Below are 18,432 nucleotides of genomic sequence, written 5' to 3' on the forward strand. Positions count from 1 at the left end.
GTGAGGGGGAGACCCGCCATGAAGGCGATCGTCCAGGACAGGTACGGCTCCGCGGACGTGCTGGAACTCCGAGAGGTGGAACGGCCGGTGCCCGGCGCCGGGGAGGTGCTGGTGCGGGTCAGGGCGTCCTCGGTGAACGCCGCCGACTGGCACGTCATGCGCGGTGACCCGTACTTCGCGCGGTTGTTCCTGGGGCTCAAGGGGCCGAGGACGCGGATCAGGGGGATGGACTTCGCGGGCGTGGTCGAGGAGGCAGGGCCGGGGGTGAGCGGCATGCTGCAGGTCGGGGACGAGGTGTTCGGGGAGGTCGAGGGGTCCTTCGCCGAGTACGTGCGGGTGCCCGCGAACCTGGTGGTGCACAAGCCGTCCAACCTCACGTTCGAGCAGGCGGCGGCACTGCCGCTGGCCGGCAACACCGCGTGGATGGGGCTGCGTGAACTGCAGGCGGGGCAGAAGGTGCTGATCAACGGCGCGTCCGGCGGGGTCGGGCTGCTGGCCGTGCAGATCGCCAAGGCGCGCAAGGCCGTCGTCACGGGGGTGTGCAGCACGCGCAACGCCGAGCAGGTGCGGTCGGTGGGGGCCGACCACGTCGTCGACTACACGACGACGGACTTCACCCGGACCGGCCAGATCTACGACGTGGTGTTCGACCTGGTGGGGAACCGGACGATGGCCGAGCTGCGGGCGTTGCTCACCCCCGACGGCACGCTGGTGCTGTCCGGCGGCGGCAGCTTCACCGGGGGCGTGCTGTTCGGGCCGTACCGGCTGATCATCCAGGGACGGCTGCTCTCGTCGTTCGCCCGGCAGCGGCTCGTGGTGCTGGAGGCGAAGCCCAGCAAGGAGAACCTGACCGCGTTGCGGGACCTCGCCGAGGCCGGGAAGCTCGTGCCCGTCATCGAGCGGACCTACCCGCTGACGGACGTGCCCGACGCGATCCGGCACGTCGAGTCGGAGCACGCGCGGGCGAAGGTGGTCGTGACGGCCTGACTATCGTTGAGGGGACCGGAGTTCAGTTCCTTGAGGGGGAACCGGCATGAAGTCCATCCCTGCGTTTCCGGAGCACATCGCGGAGATGAACGACGGGGTGATCGCCACCGCGGACGCGTACGGGCAGTGGCTGCGGACGTTCTACGACGCCCGCGCGCACTGGCACCGGCGGTTCTACCGGCTCAGCGGGACGCTGGTGATCGTCGTCGGGGCCGCGCTGCCCGTGCTGACGAGTCTCGACTACCCCGGCAAGGCCCTGACGATCTCGCTCGCAGGCCTGCTCGTGGCCGGGCTGACGGGGCTGCGGGCGTTCTACCGCTGGGACCAGTCGTGGGTGCTGCTGCGCAACAGCGAGATGGCCGTGACGGCGGCCTACCTGGAGTGGAAGGCCACGCCCGGCAACTTCCCGGCGTCCGACGAGCCGGAGCAGCGCGCGGTGCAGGAGAAGGCCGCGAGCGCGTTCATCGACCGGCTGGGCGAGCTCAGGAAGCTGGAGGCGACCCGGTACTTCAAGGACCTGGCGTTCCCGGACCTCAACGGCGCCAAGTCCTGAACCGCTGAACGGTAAATCCCTGGCGTTCCCGCCGGGCGTGCGCTGACGATTTCCGCCATGGTCGAAGTTCGGGTCACAGGCGGAACGGTTCGCGGCACGGCCGAGGCGGGAACGGCGGTGTTCCGCGGCATCCCGTTCGCGGCGCCTCCGGTCGGGGAGGGCAGGTTCGCGGCGCCGCGGCCGGTCGTGCCGTGGGACGGCGTGCGCGAGGCGGTGGCGTTCGGGCCGCCGCCACCGCAGGCCGGGGTATTCGGGATGAACGGAGCCGGCGCGGCCGGCGACGAATGGCTGACCGTCAACGTGTGGTCGCCCGACCTGTCCGGCGGGCTGCCGGTGCTGGTGTGGATCCAGGGCGGCGCCTACACGGTCGGCATGTCCGGGTTGCCCGAGTACGACGGTGCGCGGCTCGCGTCGGACGGCGTCGTCGTGGTCACGTTCAACTACCGGGTCGGCGTCGAGGGGTTCCTGCAGATCGAGGGCGTGCCGGCGAACCGGGGCCTGCTCGATCAGGTCGCCGCGCTGCAGTGGGTGAACGCCAACATCCAGGCGTTCGGCGGGGATCCGGGTCGCGTGACGGTCTTCGGGCAGTCGGCGGGCGGGGGATCGGTGGCGGCGTTGCTCGCCATGCCCCGTGCGGACGGGTTGTTCCACCGGGCGATCGCGAGCAGCGTGCCCGGCGTCTTCTTCGCACCGGACCTGGCGGCCGACATCGCCTCGGTGTGCGCCGCCGAGCTCGGGTTGCGCCCGGCCGATCTGTCCACTGTGGAGCCCGAGCTGCTGACGGCCGCCGGTGACGAGGTCATGGCGAAGATGAAGCAGCACGTCCGCTGGGGACCTGTTGCGCACAAGCGGATTCCGTTCGCACCCGTGGTCGACGGCGACGTGCTGCCGGTGACGCCGTGGGAGGCGTTGAGGTCGGGCGCCGGGCGGGACGTCGAGCTGGTCACCGGGCACACGCGCGACGAGCAACGGCTGCTGTCCGTGCTGGAAGGACTGGCCGGCCAGGTCACCGCGGAGCAGGCGGCGCGGGCGCTGGAGGTGTTCGCACCCGGACTGACCTATCCGGACCTGGCGCCGGAGGAGTTGTTCGAGGCGGTGTGCTCGGACTGGTTGTTCCGGATGCCGTCGCTGCACCTCGCGGAGGCCCAGATCGCGGGCGGCGGGCGGGCGCACGTGTACGAGGTGACGTACGCGCCGACCGAGATGTTCCGCGCGTGCCACGGCGTGGACGTGCCGCTGGTGTTCGGCAACCTGGACGTGGGCGGGACGGCGGCGGTGCTCGGGGAGGTCACGCCGGTGGTGGAGGAGGTGTCGGCGCGGATGCGGACGGCGTGGAGCGGGTTCGCGCTGTACGGCGACCCGTGGCCCGCGTATGACCCGTCGGTCCGGCTGACGCGGGTGTTCGGTGAGCAGGACGAGGTCGTCGCGTACCCGGAGGAGGTGTCCCGGCAGATCTGGAAGGACCACGTCTTCGAGGTGGTCTCCGTTGTGCGCGACTAGGGGAGGCGGCGGGAGATCGCGCAGCGCTACCGGAAGGCGGACGGCCAGGCGAGGTCCGGCTCGAGCACCCCGGCGTCCGTCAGCTCGACCCGCGCGAGCCGCCGCGTTGGTCACGTCGGTGGCAGGGCCGGCCGATCACGCGCGAGCAGGGAATACCTGCCCGCGTTTCGCGTTGTACGCGACCGGAAGGGAGGTTCTCCTCATGAACGAGTACTCCGTGCACGACAGCACGGGATTCAACGCCTACCAGCCGAACGGTGAGGTGGCGGCAGACCGCTGGATCACGGTCCGGCACCTGTTCGACCCCGGCCACGTCGAGACTCCCGCCGAGAAGTGGGAGCGCGCACAGGCGCTGTTCGAGTCCCGCGACTACATCAAGGCGGCGCAGCTGCTCGCCGAGGTGGCGGACGAGGTCCCGTTCCAGACGGACCTCCGCGTGCTGCTGGCCCGCGCCTACTACCACTCGGCGCAGCTGGCCAAGGCCGAGGAGCAGCTCCGCGTGATCGTGGACCGCGACCCGGTGGAGCACTACGCCCACCTGCTGCTGGGGCGGACCCTCGAACGCCAGGGCAGGGCCGAGGAGGCCGCGCCGTGGCTGCGGCTGGCGGCCGCGTTCGGCGGAGACCTGGCCGAGGTCTAGGCAGACGAACGCGAGGGGGACGGCCTGGTCAGGCCGCCCCCCTCGGTCCTAGCCGACGTCGAGCTTCGCGAAGCCGCGCAACAACCCCGGCGCCACCCGGCCCGCGATCCGCGCCGCCTTCGCCTCCACCGTCACCGGCACCACCGCCCGGTTCCTCCGCACCGCGCGCACGATCTCCCGCGCCACCCCCTCCGGCCCGAACCCTCGCCGCGCGTAGAGCTTCGACGCGCGGTCCTGCTTGCGGCGTTCCTCGTCCGCGCCGACGCCGGAGAAGGTCGTGGTCGCGGTGATGTTCGTGTTCACCACGCCGGGGCAGATCGTGCTGACGCCGATGGCGTGCGGGGCGAGCTCGGCGCGCAGGCAGTCCGACAGCATGAACACCGCCGCCTTGCTGGTGGCGTACGCGGAGAGGATCTTCGACGGCAGGTAGGCCGCCGCCGAGGACAGGTTCACGACGTGACCGCCCTCGCCGCGTTCGATCATCAGCTCGCCGAACGCCCGGCAGCCGTGCACGACGCCCCACAGGTTGACGTCCAGCACCCGTTGCCACTGCTCGGTCGAGGTCGACATGAACGACCCGGAGTGGCCGATGCCGGCGTTGTTCACGACCACGTCGGGCACGCCGTGCTCGTCCGCGACCTGCCTTGCCCACGCCCGCATCGCCTCTTCGGACCGCACGTCCACCTCGTAGGCATGGCCGTTGGTGAGGTCGGCGGTCTCCTTCGCGGCCCGGAAGTCCACATCGGACACGACAACCCTGGCGCCGGTCTTGGCGAACGCGATCGCCGTGGCTCGGCCGATCCCGCTGCCGCCGCCGGTGATCACGACGAGCTCGCGCTTGGGCGTGGAGTCGGTGACGAACTCGCTGATCATGCGCGCCAGGGGAGCGGGATGGCTCAACGGCGCCCAGTGCCCGGCGGCGATCTTGCGGCGGCGCAGCGACGGCACCCAGCGTTCCAGGTCGAGCGGTTCGGTGCGGATGTAGCGGTCGCGGGTCGGCTGGATCACCTGCACCGGCATGGGCGCGAGGCGTTGCCGCGGCGCGCGCATCACCTGGCGGATGTTGGCCCGGTACAACGAGATCCCGCGCACGGCGTCGCGGGTGATCGTGCGCGCGGGCGTGACCTTGACGCCCTCCAGCCTGCGCAGCGCGGCACCCCAGCGCGGCCCGAGGTAGAGCCGCCAGAACAGCGGCGCGAGCACCGGCAGGTGGAACGCGCCGATGTACCAGGAGCGGAGGAACTGCCTGATGTGAGCGATCGACAAGCCCTTGCGGCTCCAGTGGCCCATGTGGTCGAGGCACGGCCCGGAGATCGACGTGAACGTGGCGATCCGCGCGCCCGGCGTCGTCACGGCCTCCCACGACTGGATCGACCCCCAGTCGTGCCCGACGATGTGCACCGGCTCGTCCGGGCTGACCGCGTCGATCACCGCGAACAGGTCGGCCGCGAGCCGTTCCAGCCGGTAGCCGTCCTCAGTGGACGGAGCGGTGGACTCGCCGGCGCCGCGCACGTCGTAGGTGACGACCCGGAAGTCCTTCTCCAGCAAAGCCGCCACCCGGTCCCAGACCTCGTGCGTGTCCGGATACCCGTGCACCAGGACCACGGTCGGCCCGTCGCCGCGTACCTGCACGGCGAGCTCGACTTCCCCGGAACGCACCTTCACAGTTCCTCCAACACGAGTCGGTCGCCGGCAGGCCGGTCCACGCAGATCCGCACGCCGCCGACGTCGCACGTGCCGCAGAACCCCTGCCGGCACGAGTAGGCGACGGACGGCCGGAAGTCCCTGATCACGTCAAGCGCCGACCGGTCGGCCGGCACGTCGAGGGTCACCCCGCTGCGGCGCAGTTCGACCGCGAACGGCCTTCCGTCCACGATCGGCGGCGGGCTGAACCGCTCGAAGTGCAGCCACCGCGACGCGAACTCGGCCCGCACCTGCTCCAGCATCGACGACGGCCCGCAGCAGTACACGGCCCCGCGCGGCTGGGCGTCGACGAGCAGCGCGGCACCCCGTCCGATGCGCACGTCCACAGGGCCGGAGGGAAGCTCGTCCAGGAACGGCATCGCCGACATCGACCGCCCGCGGTACACGAGCCGCCAGTCGAGCCCCGCCCGTGCCGCCGCGTGCACCATCGGCAGGATCGCGGTGATGCCGATCCCGCCCGCCACGAACACCACGGGTCCGAGCCCGGCGAACGGGAACGCGTTGCGCGGCCCGCGCACTTGGACGCGGTCGCCGACCTGGAGCGCCTGCACCTCCCGCGACCCGGCACCGACCTCGCGCACCGCGATCCGGTAGGTGTCGTCAGCCGGGTTCCCGCACAGCGAGTACTGGCGCCGCAGCCCGGACGGCAGGTGCAGGTCGACGTGACACCCCGGCTGCCAGGCGGGCAGTCCACAGCCGCCGAACCTCAGGCTGACCACACCGTCGGCGACCTGTGAACGTTCGACAACGGTGAGCCACAAGGCATCCCGGGCGACGCCGGGCCGCGCCCGCCCGCCGAACCGGGTGACGGCCGCGTCGTAGAAGGCGCCGAACCGGGCGAGCCCGTCCAACGAGGAACCTCGCGCCATCAGTGCGCCTCCCGCGCCGCCGGCGAGCTCGCCAGGTACGCGATCGCCTGCGACGTCGAGCCTTCCTGCCGCGGGTGGTACGCGGGGTGGAAGTACCGCAGGAACGCCCGGAAGATCTCCGACAGCCTCGGCAGCAGCCCGCGCCGTCCCGCCCGCATGGACTCCCGCCAGGTCAGCCGCACCCGAGTCGTCCGGTCGGCGCGCACCATGAACCGCGCGCCCCGCACCCACAGCCAGAACAGCACCGGCGCGACCAGCAGCATCGTCCGCGCGCGCCGCACGTACCGGCGGTCCAGGTGGCACATCAGGTCGTACGCGACGCTGCGGTGCTCGACCTCCTCGGCCGCGTGCCAGCGCAGCAGGTCCAGCATCACCGGGTGGATGCCCGCCCGGTCGAGCGCGTCGGCGTTCAGCATCCAGTCGCCGAGGTACGCGGTGAAGTGCTCGATGGCGGCGACGATCGCGACGCGTTCGACGAGCTGCTCACGGGCCTTCTCCCCGGTGAGTCCCGGCGTGGGCGCGAGGATCCGCTGGAAGACGTGCTCCATCTGGCGCGTGAACGGGCGCGGGTCCAGGCCGCACGCCAGCAGGTGGTCGAGGACCTCGCTGTGCGCCTCGGCGTGCATCGCCTCCTGGCCGATGAACCCGAGCACGTCCTCGCGCAGCGTGTCGTCGGTGATCAGCGGCACGGCCTGCTGGAACGTGCGCACGAACCACCGCTCACCCTCCGGCAGCAGCAGGTGCAGGACGTTCATGACGTGCGTGGTCACCGGCTCGTCCGGGACCCAGTGCATCGGCAGGGTCGACCAGTCGAACTGCACGTCGCGCGGCTGCAGAACGAGGTTGTCCGGCTCCATCGCAAGTACCTCCGCCAATTACTACGCCTGCGTAGCTTTGTGAAAGCTACGCCACCGTAGCAATATGGTCGCGTGAGCACAACGCGTCGCAAGTACGCCCGCCGGCTGCCTCCCGAGCAGCGCCGCGAGCAGCTGCTGGACGCCGCCCTGAGCCTCATCCCGGCCGGCTTCGACACCGTGACGATGGAGTCGGTGGCCAAGCGGGCCGAGGTCACCAAGCCCGTGCTCTACGACCTGTTCGCGAACCGAGGCGAGCTCATCGGCGCCCTGCTCGAACGCGAGGCCGGCCGCGCGACCGAGCAGGTCGTCGCCGCGCTGCCCACCGACTTCGCCACCCGCTCGCCGGACGACGCGTTCGCCGACGCCGTCCGCGCGTTCGTGAACGCCGTGGTGGAGGCGCCGGACCGGTGGCGGCTCGTGCTGCTGCCGCCCGAGGGCACGCCCGCCGAGTTCCGCGCCCAGGTCGAGCTCGTCCGCGCCGGGGTGCTGGCGCAGATCGAGGACCTGGCCGCGCTGGGGCTGAAGGAGCTCGGCCGCCTCGACGACCTCGACTCGGCCCTGCTCGGGCACGCGATGCTGGCGCTGGCGGAGATGTCCGGACGGCTCGTGCTCACCGACCCGGAGAAGTTCACGCCCGACCGGCTGGCGGCGTTCGTGACCCGGATCGCGCACGGCCTGCGCTGAGAGCCGCGCGCATGTAGTTCAACGCCTCTCGATCGTCCATTCCGGACGCATCGGTGGTCAGGCCGTGAACGAGTCTCGCCGCCGCCATCGCGCCGAAGTCGTTGGCGTGCTGGAGATACCCGAGCACTTTCGCCGCCTCGGCCGGCATGCTCTCGCGGGTGATCGCGATGAACTCGACGGCCACGACGCTCGCCGCGACCACGTTGCCGGTCTCCAGCAGCTCCTCGACGTGCGCCCCCAGCAGCTCGAACGCCTTGGCGAGGTCGCCGCGCCGGAACGCCCGCCGCGCCTCGGTGGTCTTGTTGGCGGACAACGTCCCCGGCGGCAGGTCGACGTCCGCGGCCGCGTCGAAGAACTCGTCGGGCTCGCGTCCCTGGAACATCGCGCTGTACCCGAGCGTCTGCAACGCCCAGTGCGCCAGCGTCGGCGGCCCGCTCACCCGATAGCGTCCGGCGAGCGCCGCGACCCGGTGGTCGACGTGCCCGAACCGCCCGGCCCCGATCAACGTCCCGGACGGCATCAGCTCCAAGAACCCCTGGAGGTGCGGATCCTCCACGGCGGCAACGGCTTCCGGCAGGCACGCGACCAGCCCAGGGCCGTCCCCGGACGCGTACGCCCGCGCGTACCGGCTCAACGGGTCGTCCGAGACGTCGGGCAACGCCGCCGGGCTCGACCCCTGGATGTTCCGCTCGGCGACCCAGATCAGCCAGAACCCGCCGGTGAGCCGCGCGGCCCAGTCGCCGATCTCGCGGCGCCCGCGCAGCGGCAACTCGGTGACCACGGGCCGGATGAGCGCGTCGGCCCGCTCCGGGTTCCCGGACTCGAACGCCCACTCGACCGCCACCCGCAGGTTCGGCCACAGCTCGGCGAGCCGCCCGACCCCCTCGGCCTCGGCAGGCCCGCGCAGCAACGCGCCGACGTGCGCCACCTGCCGCAGACACCATCCGGCGTGCTCGTCCATCGCGGCGGCCCGGTCCCGCAGCAGTGAGGAAGCGAACTGCCGCAACGGTTCCAGCATCCGGAACCGCCGCCCGAACAGTCCGTCGTGGACGGTCAGCACCGACCGCTCGACCAGGTCGCCGATCAGGTGGTCGTCCGCCACCGCACCGAGGTCGAACGGCGCGGCGAACACCGAGAGCCGGCAGAACAACGCCTGCTCGTCCGCCGACAGCAGGTCGTACGACCACTGGATCGCCGCCCGCACGGTCCGGTGCCGCGCGGCCCCCGTCCGCCGCACCCCGATGTCCAGCCGGTCCAGCAGGTCGGCGGGCCGATGACTGCGCACCCGTGCCGCCGCCAGTTCGATGGCCAGCGGGATCCCGTCCAGGCGGCGGCACAGCTCGGCCACCGCCGCGTCTCCGGCGTACGCGGGATCAGCCGCCCGCGCCCGGACGTCGAACAGCTCAACGCTCGCCTCAGCGCTCAACGGCTCCACGACGACAACCTGTTCGTCCGGCACGGAAAGCCGTTCCCGCGAGGTCGCCAGCACCCGGACCGACGAGCTCACCGCGGCGGCGAAGGCGGCGGCCCCGTCGAGCACGTGCTCGCAGTTGTCCAGCACCAGCAACGCAGGCCGGGCCGCGACCACGGCCTGCACGACGGAAACCCCTGGCCGGGCCACGATTCCCAGCGCGTCCGCCACCGCCTGCGGCACGTCGGCGGACGAGGTGATCTCCGCGAGAGACACGAACGCCCCACCGGCGGTCGACGCCAGCCGCGTCTTGCCGATCCCGCCCGGCCCCACCAGCGTCACCACGGGCGCGCTCCGCAACGCCTCCGCGAGCGCCGCGAGTTCCGCCTCCCGGCCGATCATCACCGGCGCCGAGACCGGCACGTGCGCCAGCACCTGCTGCTCGACGGCCCGCAGCCCAGGCCCCGGCTCCACCCCGAGCTCCGCGACCAGGTGCCGCCGAACCCGTTGGTACACCGCGAGAGCGTCGGCCTGCCGCCCGGTCCGGTACAGCGCCGTCATCAGCAGCGCCGCGAGCCCCTCCCTGGTCGGGTGCTCCGCCACGAACGCCGACAGCTCGCCGACCACCGCCCCCGGCGAAGCCACCACCCGGCGCGCGAGGTCGGCCTCGACGGCGTTCAGCCACTCCTCGACCAGCCCGGCGACGGCCGCGTCCAGCCCCGGCGCCGCCAGCCCGGCCAGCGGCATCCCGCCCCAGGCCGCCACGGCCGCCGCGACGTCGCCGTTGTGAACGTGCTCAAGAAACAGCGCGACGTCCGTGGGCACCTCAAGCCGGTAAGCCGCGCCAACGGTCGCGATCACGTCGGCACCCAGCGACTTCCGCAGCTGCGCGATGTGCCACTGCAAGGCCTTGGGAGCGGTGGACGGCGGCGCGTCACCCCACACGAGGTCGATCAACCGCGGTACCGGCAACGCCGCCCCCGGCGCGAGCGCGAGGGCCGCCAGCACCACCTGCGACCTGGGCGAACCGATGTCGACAGGTTCGCCGTCGTCGGTGGTGGCGCGGACACCACCGAGCAGCCCGATCCGCACCGGCGAATTCTCACACACCGCACGCACACCGAACGCACACCGAGGCCAGCGAGCCTCTGCGGCATGACAGCACGTGTTGTTGGTTCCCTCTTCGTCACCGCAACGGCCGCGGGCGTGGTCAGCGCCGCCACCCAGGGCACGACCCGGGGAGTGATGGTGTTCGTGATGGCCGTGGCCATCGCGTTCATCGCGCCGACGTTGTTCCCGGTCCTCAAACCCCACGGCGAGGGCCTGGCGATGGGCTACGTCGTCGCCAGGACCCTAGAGGTCGTCTTCCTGATGTCGGCCATCGCCCCGCTTGCGCACGTTCACACCGACGAGGTGTGGGGCCACGCCGGCGCGATCTACTTCTGCGTGAGCGTCGGGCTCCTCAACGTCCTGCTGTTCCGGTCGAGGCTCGTGCCCCGGTGGATCTCGGTGTGGGCCCTCATCGCCGTCGTGCCCTACCTGGCCGGTGCCGTGCTCGTGCTGCTCGGCGTGCTCTCGCAGACCCAGGCCGGCGCGTTGTTCGTGCCGCTCGCGCTCAACGAGATGGTGCTGGCCGGGTGGTTGCTGGTGAAGGGGTTCCGCCAGAGTCCCGGGGTCAGCCCCGCCGCGTCCGGACGTGCGTGAGCAGCGCCAGCCCGGTCTGGTCGTGGCCCACCTGGACGTCGCACCCCGGCAGCAGCGCGCGCACGGCCTGCTCGTCGCGTTCGATGAGCTGCCACTCCATCAGGTACTCGAGCGCGTAGCGGAACGGGTTGCCGCCGGTGAGGCTGGAGAAGTGGAACAGCCCGCCGGGGCGGAGGAGCCTCGTCAGCACGGCCTCGGTGAGCCGCACGGCCGCGCGGTCGTTGAGGTACTCGTAGAGGCCGTTGACCAGCACGAGGTCGTACGGCCCCTGCTCGGCGATCTTCGGGATCGCGCGGAACACGTTGCCGCTGAAGGTGGTCGTGGCGTCGCGCAACGGACCGAGCCGCTGTTCCGCGAGCTCCAGCGCGTCCGGGTCGACGTCGGTGAGCACGAACCTGTCGCCGGGCCGCACGATGTTCGGCGGGATGCGGCGCAGGTCCGGTGCGGTGCCGGAGGCGATCAGCAGGATCGAGACGGGCCCGCCCCGCTGCGCGGTCAGGGTGTCGCCGATGAGCCTGGTCTGGTGCAGGACGCGGTTGCGCAGCTGGTGGGTGATCGCCACGCCCTGCAGGTGCGTCTCGACGTGCCAGCCGAGCGTGCCCGGCGCCGCCTCGACGTTCTGCGCGAGGACGTGGTCGAGCAGCCGGAAGTCGCTGGGGTAGCCGCGCGCCCATTCGTTCTCGTCGCGCATGAAAGGTGAACGCGCACAAGCCGACCGCGCGGGCTGGACGACCGCGGCGACGTCCTCCTCCGGGATCCCCGTCCGCACGGCGTGGTGGATCTGCACGCCGAGCGCGTGCAGGCGGCCGCCGACCATCATGTGCGCGGACGGGTCGCTGAGGTTCAGCTCCCGCTCACCGCGCAGGAAGCCGTCGACGGCGTCGCTGAGCCGGTGCAGGGCGTCGGTCGTGTGCGGGAGCACGGTCATCAAGCACTCTTCCTCGTTGTGGCAACGGGTTCAGAGCCTGTCAGAGGCCTGAGCTGATCAACAGGGTCTTTCGGGTAATACGCGGAGAACCCTGCCCTGGTTCGTCTCTCAGCGACCCGCTGCCGTTACGGCCTCGGCGATCGCCTGGTGCCCGGCGGGGGTCGGGTGCACGTCGGTGCGGTCGCAGAAGTAGGTGAGCGCGCACACCTTGGCCACGGACGCAGGGACCTGCCCGTACTTCGGGTCCTGGGTGAGCTCGGTCAGCGCGCCGTACCCGCCGGTCGCGTTCGTGACGTCGGCGAACTTCGCGCCGAACTTGCCGTACTGGGCCGCGATCTTCGTGTTGAAGTCCTGGAACATCGTGACCGACAGCGTCGCGAGGTTCTTGCCGTTGGGGAACGACGGGTTCACCCACGCGCCGAGGAACACGTCCGGGTAGGTCAGGCCGACGATCTTGACGTCCGGCGCGGCCGCCCGCAGCTCGGCGAGCGCGCCCGCGACGTTGGTCTGGATGCCGGTGACGGTCCTGGTCGCGCAGTCCAGCGGGTCCTGTGTGATCGCGCACGGGGTGAGGTCGTTGCCGCCGATCACCACCGTGACCAGGGCGACCTTCCTGCCCTTCACCGCCTCCACGGCCGCGTCGAGCTGGGTCTTCCCGCCGGCGTCGGGGCCGCACGCGGGTCTGGAGCCGAGATCGGCCGAGGTGGCGCCGTTGCAGGCCAGGTTGACCAGCTCGAGGTTCTGCTGCTTCGCGACGATCTGCGCGAAGCTCTCCCCGGTGCCGTTCGGGCCGAAGCCCGTGGCGTAGGAGTCGCCGATCGACACGTACACCTGTTGTTCCGGTGGTGGCGTGCTGGACGACGCGGGCACGGCGGTCGGCTCCGGTGGCGTCGAGGTGCACGCTCCCAGCGCCACCAGCAACGTCACGACCAGGGCGAACCTCGGCACAACTGCTCCTCGTTGTCGGGGAAGCTGATGTGCCGAGGCTACGAAACCGCCCGTGAGGGTCGTGTCAGCCGGGGCAGCGGAAGCCGCGCAGCCGCAGGCTGTTGCTGACCACGAACACCGACGAGAACGCCATCGCCGCACCCGCGATCATCGGGTTGAGCAGGCCCAGCGCGGCCAGCGGCAGCGCGGCGACGTTGTACGCGAACGCCCAGAACACGTTGCCCTTGATCGTGGTGAGCGTGCGCCGGGCGAGCCGGATGGCGTCGGCGGCGGCCCTCAGGTCACCGCGCACCAGCGTGAGATCGCCGGCCTCGATCGCCACGTCCGTGCCGGTGCCCATGGCGAGGCCGAGGTCGGCCTGGGCGAGCGCGGCGGCGTCGTTCACGCCGTCCCCGACCATGGCGACGACCCCGCCCTCGTCCTGCAGGCGCTTCACGACGTCGACCTTGTCGGCCGGCAGCACCTCTGCGACGACCTCGTCGATGCCGACCTCGGCCGCCACCGCCTCCGCCGCGGCCCTGTTGTCGCCGGTCAGCAGCACCGGACGCAGCCCGAGCGCGCGCAGAGCTCCGACGGCCTCCTTCGAGGTGGGCTTCACCGTGTCGGCGACGACCAGCACACCGCGCGCCTTGCCGTCCCACGCGACCAGCACCGCCGTGCGTCCCTGCCGCTCGGCCCGGTCCTTGGCGGCGCGGAGCGTCTCGTCGAGCTGGACGCTCCAGTCGGTGAGCAGGCGTTCGCGGCCGACGAGCACCGCGTGAGCGTTCACCACGCCCTGCACGCCCAGGCCCTCGACGTTGCGGAAGTCCTCGACCTCCGGCACGTCCCCGGCCGCCGCGGCGACGGCCCTGGCGATCGGGTGCTCGGAGGCGTTCTCCAGCGCCCCGGCGAGCCGCAGGACCTCGGTCTCGTCCTCGCCGTCGGCGATGTGAACGCTCACCAGGCTCATCTGGCCCGTGGTCACCGTGCCGGTCTTGTCGAGCACCACGGTGTCGACGCGGCGGGTGGACTCCAGCACCTCCGGCCCCTTGATCAGGATGCCGAGCTGCGCACCCCGCCCCGTGCCGACCAGCAACGCGGTCGGCGTCGCGAGACCCAGCGCGCACGGGCAGGCGATGATCAGCACCGCCACCGCCGCCGTGAACGCCGCCCCGGCGCCACCGCCGGTGCCGAGCCAGAACCCGAGGGTGCCCACGGCGAGCGCGATCACGATCGGCACGAACACCGCCGAGATCCGGTCGGCCAGCCGCTGCACCTCTGCCTTGCCGTTCTGCGCGTCCTCGACCAGCCGCGCCATCTGCGCGAGCTGGGTGTCCGCCCCGATCCGGGTGGCCCTGACGACGAGCCGTCCGCCGGCGTTGACCGTCGCACCGGCCACGGCGTCGCCGGGCCCGACCTCCACCGGCACCGACTCGCCGGTGAGCATGCTCGCGTCGACCGCGGAGGTGCCCTCCTCGACGACCCCGTCCGTGGCGATCTTCTCGCCGGGCCGCACGACGAACCTGTCGCCGGCCTTCAGCTCACCGGTCGGGATCCGGGTCTCCCCGCCGTCCCGCAGCACCGCGACGTCCTTGGCGCCGAGCTCCAGCAACGCCTTCAGCGCCGCGCCGGCCCGCCGCTTGGACCGTGCCTCGAAGTAGCGCCCGGCGAGGATGAACGTCGTGACGCCCGCCGCGACCTCGAGGTAGATGTTCCCGGTCCCGGCGCTGCGCTCGATGGTGAACGTGAACCCGTGTGTCATGCCGGGGATGCCCGCGGTGCCGAGGAAGAGCGCGTAGAGCGACCACAGGAACGCCGAGCCGACACCCAGCGAGATCAGCGTGTCCATGGTGGCGGCGCCGTGCCGGAGGTTCGTCCACGCCGCCTTGTGGAACGGCCACGCGGCGTACGTGACCACCGGTCCGGCCAGTGCCAGCGAGAGCCACTGCCAGTAGGTGAACTGGAGCGCCGGGATCATCGCGAGGGCGACGACCGGCACCGACAGGACGGCCGAGGTGATCAGGCGGTCCCGCAGCGTCCTCGCCGGGTCGGTCTCCGGGGCGGCTTCGGTTGCCGCGGCGGGGAGTTCGGCGGTGTAGCCGGTGTCCTCGACCACCTTCACCAGGTCCTCGGGGGTCAGGTCGCCCGCGTAGCTGACCCGTGCCTTCTCGGTGGCGTAGTTGACCGAGGCCTCCACGCCGTCGAGCCTGTTGAGCTTGCGCTCGATCCTCGCGGCGCAGGAGGCGCAGGTCATGCCGCCGATCGAGATCTCGATGGTGTCAGTGGCCATGACCGCCCTCCTCGTGCGTTGTGAGCGTGAACTCGGCCGTGCGGACCGTGTCGCCGTGCTTGAAGTCCAGGAACAGCCGGTACTTGCCGGCGGTCGGCACCTCCACCGCGAACTTCACCTGGCCGGACTGCTCCGGGTGGACGTGCAGGTAGGCCAGGTCGTCCGCCCGCAGCGCCACCAGGTGTCCCTTGGCGCCCAGGTAGTCCTGCAGGTCCGTGACCGGTTTGCCGTCCTTGGCGATGTCGATTTCGACGGTCGACGCGGCGTTCGCGTCGAGGTCGCCCTTGAGGGTCACCTCGTAACCGTCGACTGTGAACGTCCGGCTGTTCGGGTGTTGGCGTGGCTCGTAGTCGCCTGCGACCTGGACGTCTGCGCCCAGAGTCGTTTTGGGGCCGGATTCCGGTCTGAAGTCGGCGAACACGCGGTAGCTGCCCGGTTCCGGGAATGTCAGCGGCACGGTCCACGTGCCGTTCTCGGCCATCTGCGGGTGCACGTGCTGGAAGTTCGAGCCGTCTCGGCGCACCGCGATCAGGTGCAGGCGTTTTTCGTGTTCTACGGCGAACTTCGTGACGGGGTTCCCGTCCGGGCCCTCGATGTGGAAGGTGCCCGGCTTGGTCTCGTCCAGCCTGAGGGTGTAGCCGTTGTCCGACACGGACAGTCCTGGTGGGAGCTGTGACGGCGCTTGTTCGTGGGTGTCGTGTGCTTCGGTGTGCGCGGGTGGTGGCGTCTCGGGTGGGCCGGCGGCCGCGCCCGCGGCCCAGGTGCCGCCGAAGATCGCGGCCAGCGCGACGCCGTACAGGGTGACCTTGGTCGCGGTGTTCATCGCGGGGCCAGTTCGTAGCCGGCCTCGGTGACGGCGCTGGTCACGATGTGGACGGACTCGCTCATGGGGAACTCCTTCGTGGAATCAGGAGCGGACCAGGCGGGCGATGGCGTCACTGGCCTCCGCGATCTTCGCGTCGGCCGTGGAACCGCCTTCGGTGATGGCCTGGCTCACGCAGTGCTTGAGGTGCTCGTCGAGCAGCCCCAGTGAGACCGCCTGCAACGCCCTGGTCGCCGCGGAGATCTGGGTGAGCACGTCGATGCAGTACTCGTCCGACTCGATCATCCGCTGCAAGCCGCGGACCTGGCCCTCGATACGGCGGAGGCGGCGCAGGTGGGCGTCTTTGGTGTTGGCGTAGCCGTGCATGTCTCGCTCCTTCTCCGGCCTGCCGCGCGGCCGGCTGGTGATGCCGGGGGTGCGGAGGCGCTCCGTCTTTATACCCTAGGGGGGTATGGGTATGTCAAAGGTGGAGCACGTCACCACGCCTCGCCGGCCCGCGTCAGGAACGCGTAAAGATCACCCGGTCGTGCTGAGCGTGGCGAGGGGTGCGCGGCTATCTTGCGGGCAACCGGCGGTCTAGGGGGTGCACGTGGCTGAACAGCAGGTCTCTGGACCGTCGCGGCAGAAGCTCGCGCGCGACACGGTTCGGCTGGCCGTGGTCGTCGGGGCGCTCGGGGTGGTGTTCGGCGACATCGGGACCAGCCCCATCTACACGATCCAGACCGTGTTCAACCCCGCCGACCCCCACCCGGTGCCGGTCAGCGTCGACAACGTCTACGGGGTCGTGTCGCTGATCTTCTGGTCGGTGACGGTCGTGGTGACGGTGACGTACGTGTTGCTGGCCATGCGGGTGGACAACGACGGTGAGGGCGGGATCATGGCCCTCATCACCCTGTTGCGGCGGTGGAAGGCCAAGCAGGGGCGGAAGGCCGCGGGCGTGCTGGCCGCGCTGGGGATCTTCGGCGCCGCGTTGTTCTTCGGGGACAGCATGATCACGCCCGCCATCTCCGTGTTGTCCGCCGTGGAGGGTCTGAAGGTCGTCGAGCCCGAGCTGGAGCGGTTCGTCGTGCCGATCACCGCGGTGATCATCGTGGGGCTGTTCCTGGTGCAGCGGCGGGGGAGCGGCGCGGTCGGGCGGTTCTTCGGGCCCGTGATGATCCTGTGGTTCACCGTCATCGGGGCCGCTGGGATCAAGGGGATCGCGGGGCATCCGGAGATCCTGTTGGCGTTGTCGCCCACCTACGCGCTCGGGTTCTTGTTCGGGCACTTCGACATCGCGTTCTTCGCGTTGGCGGCCGTCGTGCTGGCGGTCACCGGTGCCGAGGCGCTGTACGCGGACATGGGGCACTTCGGGCGGTCGGCGATCGCCCGCGGGTGGTTGTTCCTGGTGTTCCCGGCCTGCGTGCTCAGCTACATGGGGCAGGGGGCGCTGATCCTGGACGACCCCGCGAACATCAGCGGGCCGTTCTTCCTGCTGGTGCCCGAGTGGGCCCGGTGGCCGATGGTGGTGCTGGCGACGGCGGCCACGGTGATCGCTTCGCAGGCGGTGATCACCGGGGCCTACTCGGTGGCGTCGCAGGCCGCGCAGCTCGGGTACCTGCCCCGGTTGCGGATCGCGCACACGTCGGAGTCGACGATGGGCCAGATCTACGTGCCGTGGATCAACTGGGTGCTGCTGGTGTCGGTGCTGACGCTGGTGTTCGCGTTCCGGACGTCGGCGGCGCTCGCCTTCGCGTTCGGCATGGCCGTCACCGGGACGATCACGATCACCACGACGTTGTTCCTGTTCATCGCTCGGGTGCGGTTCGGGGCGCCCGCCTGGGCGATCGGGCTCGGGTGCGTCGTGCTGCTCGGCGTGGACCTGCTGTTCCTCGCGGCCAACCTGACGAAGTTGTTGCACGGCGCGTGGTTGCCGTTGCTGATCGGGCTCACGGCGTTCACGGTGATGACCACCTGGCAGCGCGGGCGGGCGATCGTGACGAAGGCCCGGCGGGAGGCCGAGGGGTCGTTGCAGGAGTTCATCGAGGAGCTGCACCGGCAGCAGCCGGCTCGGGTGCCGGGCTGCGCGGTGTTCCTCAACCGCGGCAAGGAGACCGCGCCGCTCGCGATGCGGGCCAACGTGGAGCACAACCACGTGTTGCACGAGCGGGTGGTGATCGTGTCGATCGAGACGCTGCCGGTACCGCGGGTGGCGCGGGAGAACCGCGTCGAGGTGGACGAGCTCGGCTACGGCGACGACGGCATCTTCCACGTGAGCGCTCACTTCGGGTACATGGAGACCCCGGACGTGCCCGCGGCGCTCGCGTTGCTCGACCCCGCGCGGACCGAGGGCGTGCTGAACCTCGGCGAGGCGCGCTACTTCCTGTCGAAGATCGAGCTGCAACGCGGGTCGCGGCGCACGATGGCCGCGTGGCGCAAGCGGTTGTTCATCGCCACCTCGTACATCACGGCGGACGCCGCCGAGCACTTCGGGTTGCCCCGCGAGCGCACGGTGATCATGGGCGCGCACATCGACGTCTAGGCAAGAGACGTGGTGCGGGGCCTGCGGTCAACAG

Annotated in this window: 16 protein-coding genes; 7 read left to right on the top strand and 9 right to left on the bottom strand. The window is 71.2% G+C overall.

The window, feature by feature from the left end; all coding sequences use genetic code 11:
- Positions 1-18 precede the first annotated feature (18 nt).
- The 4 genes from ACQEU1_RS44000 (at position 19) to ACQEU1_RS44015 (ending at position 3,680) form a co-directional block, all read left to right on the top strand.
- The gene (locus ACQEU1_RS44000) at positions 19-987 is read left to right on the top strand and encodes an NAD(P)-dependent alcohol dehydrogenase (protein WP_433216487.1); all 969 of its coding nucleotides are present in this window, start codon (positions 19-21) and stop codon (positions 985-987) included.
- Positions 988-1,033: 46 nt separating this feature from the next.
- Positions 1,034-1,540 (top strand): DUF4231 domain-containing protein, encoded by a 507-nt coding sequence (locus ACQEU1_RS44005; protein WP_433216490.1) that lies wholly within the window; start codon positions 1,034-1,036, stop codon positions 1,538-1,540.
- Between the two features lie 57 nt (positions 1,541-1,597).
- Positions 1,598-3,040, top strand: a complete 1,443-nt coding sequence (locus ACQEU1_RS44010; RefSeq protein WP_433216493.1) for a carboxylesterase/lipase family protein — start codon at positions 1,598-1,600, stop codon at positions 3,038-3,040.
- Between the two features lie 202 nt (positions 3,041-3,242).
- Positions 3,243-3,680, top strand: a complete 438-nt coding sequence (locus ACQEU1_RS44015; RefSeq protein WP_433216496.1) for a tetratricopeptide repeat protein — start codon at positions 3,243-3,245, stop codon at positions 3,678-3,680.
- 48 nt (positions 3,681-3,728) lie between these two features.
- Here the strand turns inward: ACQEU1_RS44015 and ACQEU1_RS44020 are convergent, their stop codons facing one another.
- Genes ACQEU1_RS44020 through ACQEU1_RS44030 form a run of 3 tightly spaced genes read right to left on the bottom strand, consistent with a single transcriptional unit; the run spans position 3,729 to position 7,110 of the window.
- On the bottom strand, positions 3,729-5,339 hold the full coding sequence (locus ACQEU1_RS44020) for an SDR family oxidoreductase (RefSeq protein WP_433216499.1): 1,611 nt from the start codon (positions 5,337-5,339) through the stop codon (positions 3,729-3,731).
- 2 nt (positions 5,340-5,341) lie between these two features.
- A complete protein-coding gene (locus ACQEU1_RS44025; protein ID WP_433216502.1) occupies positions 5,342-6,253 on the bottom strand; it encodes a PDR/VanB family oxidoreductase in 912 nt (303 codons plus the stop codon).
- Positions 6,253-7,110, bottom strand: coding sequence for a metal-dependent hydrolase (locus ACQEU1_RS44030; protein WP_433216505.1), 858 nt, complete (start codon positions 7,108-7,110; stop codon positions 6,253-6,255). Before ACQEU1_RS44030 ends, ACQEU1_RS44025 begins: the two co-directional genes overlap by 1 nt.
- Before the next feature lie 72 nt (positions 7,111-7,182).
- On the opposite strand from ACQEU1_RS44030, the gene ACQEU1_RS44035 reads away from it, so the two are divergent.
- On the top strand, positions 7,183-7,794 hold the full coding sequence (locus ACQEU1_RS44035; RefSeq protein WP_433216508.1) for a TetR/AcrR family transcriptional regulator: 612 nt from the start codon (positions 7,183-7,185) through the stop codon (positions 7,792-7,794).
- Here the strand turns inward: ACQEU1_RS44035 and ACQEU1_RS44040 are convergent.
- Positions 7,739-10,297, bottom strand: a complete 2,559-nt coding sequence (locus tag ACQEU1_RS44040; RefSeq protein ID WP_433216511.1) for an AfsR/SARP family transcriptional regulator — start codon at positions 10,295-10,297, stop codon at positions 7,739-7,741. The genes ACQEU1_RS44035 and ACQEU1_RS44040 overlap by 56 nt on opposite strands.
- A gap of 63 nt (positions 10,298-10,360) precedes the next feature.
- On the opposite strand from ACQEU1_RS44040, the gene ACQEU1_RS44045 reads away from it, so the two are divergent.
- On the top strand, positions 10,361-10,909 hold the full coding sequence (locus tag ACQEU1_RS44045; protein WP_433216514.1) for a DUF4386 domain-containing protein: 549 nt from the start codon (positions 10,361-10,363) through the stop codon (positions 10,907-10,909).
- Here the strand turns inward: ACQEU1_RS44045 and ACQEU1_RS44050 are convergent.
- The 5 genes from ACQEU1_RS44050 to ACQEU1_RS44070 all read right to left on the bottom strand — a co-directional run bounded on the left by ACQEU1_RS44050 (position 10,881) and on the right by ACQEU1_RS44070 (position 16,243).
- Positions 10,881-11,837, bottom strand: a complete 957-nt coding sequence (locus ACQEU1_RS44050; RefSeq protein WP_433216517.1) for a class I SAM-dependent methyltransferase — start codon at positions 11,835-11,837, stop codon at positions 10,881-10,883. The two genes, ACQEU1_RS44045 and ACQEU1_RS44050, sit on opposite strands and share 29 nt — an antisense overlap.
- 108 nt (positions 11,838-11,945) lie before the next feature.
- On the bottom strand, positions 11,946-12,785 hold the full coding sequence (locus ACQEU1_RS44055; protein WP_433216520.1) for an SGNH/GDSL hydrolase family protein: 840 nt from the start codon (positions 12,783-12,785) through the stop codon (positions 11,946-11,948).
- A 64-nt stretch (positions 12,786-12,849) separates the two neighbouring features.
- Positions 12,850-15,054, bottom strand: a complete 2,205-nt coding sequence (locus ACQEU1_RS44060; protein WP_433216523.1) for a heavy metal translocating P-type ATPase — start codon at positions 15,052-15,054, stop codon at positions 12,850-12,852.
- Complete coding sequence (locus ACQEU1_RS44065) at positions 15,044-15,877, bottom strand: hypothetical protein (protein WP_433216526.1); 834 nt, start codon at positions 15,875-15,877, stop codon at positions 15,044-15,046. Before ACQEU1_RS44065 ends, ACQEU1_RS44060 begins: the two co-directional genes overlap by 11 nt.
- 84 nt (positions 15,878-15,961) lie before the next feature.
- On the bottom strand, positions 15,962-16,243 hold the full coding sequence (locus tag ACQEU1_RS44070; RefSeq protein ID WP_433216529.1) for a metal-sensitive transcriptional regulator: 282 nt from the start codon (positions 16,241-16,243) through the stop codon (positions 15,962-15,964).
- Between the two features lie 223 nt (positions 16,244-16,466).
- Between ACQEU1_RS44070 and ACQEU1_RS44075 the strand changes: the two genes are divergently transcribed.
- A complete protein-coding gene (locus tag ACQEU1_RS44075; protein WP_433216532.1) occupies positions 16,467-18,398 on the top strand; it encodes a potassium transporter Kup in 1,932 nt (643 codons plus the stop codon).
- The last annotated feature ends 34 nt before the right edge of the window (positions 18,399-18,432 follow it).

Origin of the sequence: Lentzea sp. CA-135723, assembly GCF_050936595.1 — a bacterium.
GTDB lineage: Bacteria > Actinomycetota > Actinomycetes > Mycobacteriales > Pseudonocardiaceae > Lentzea.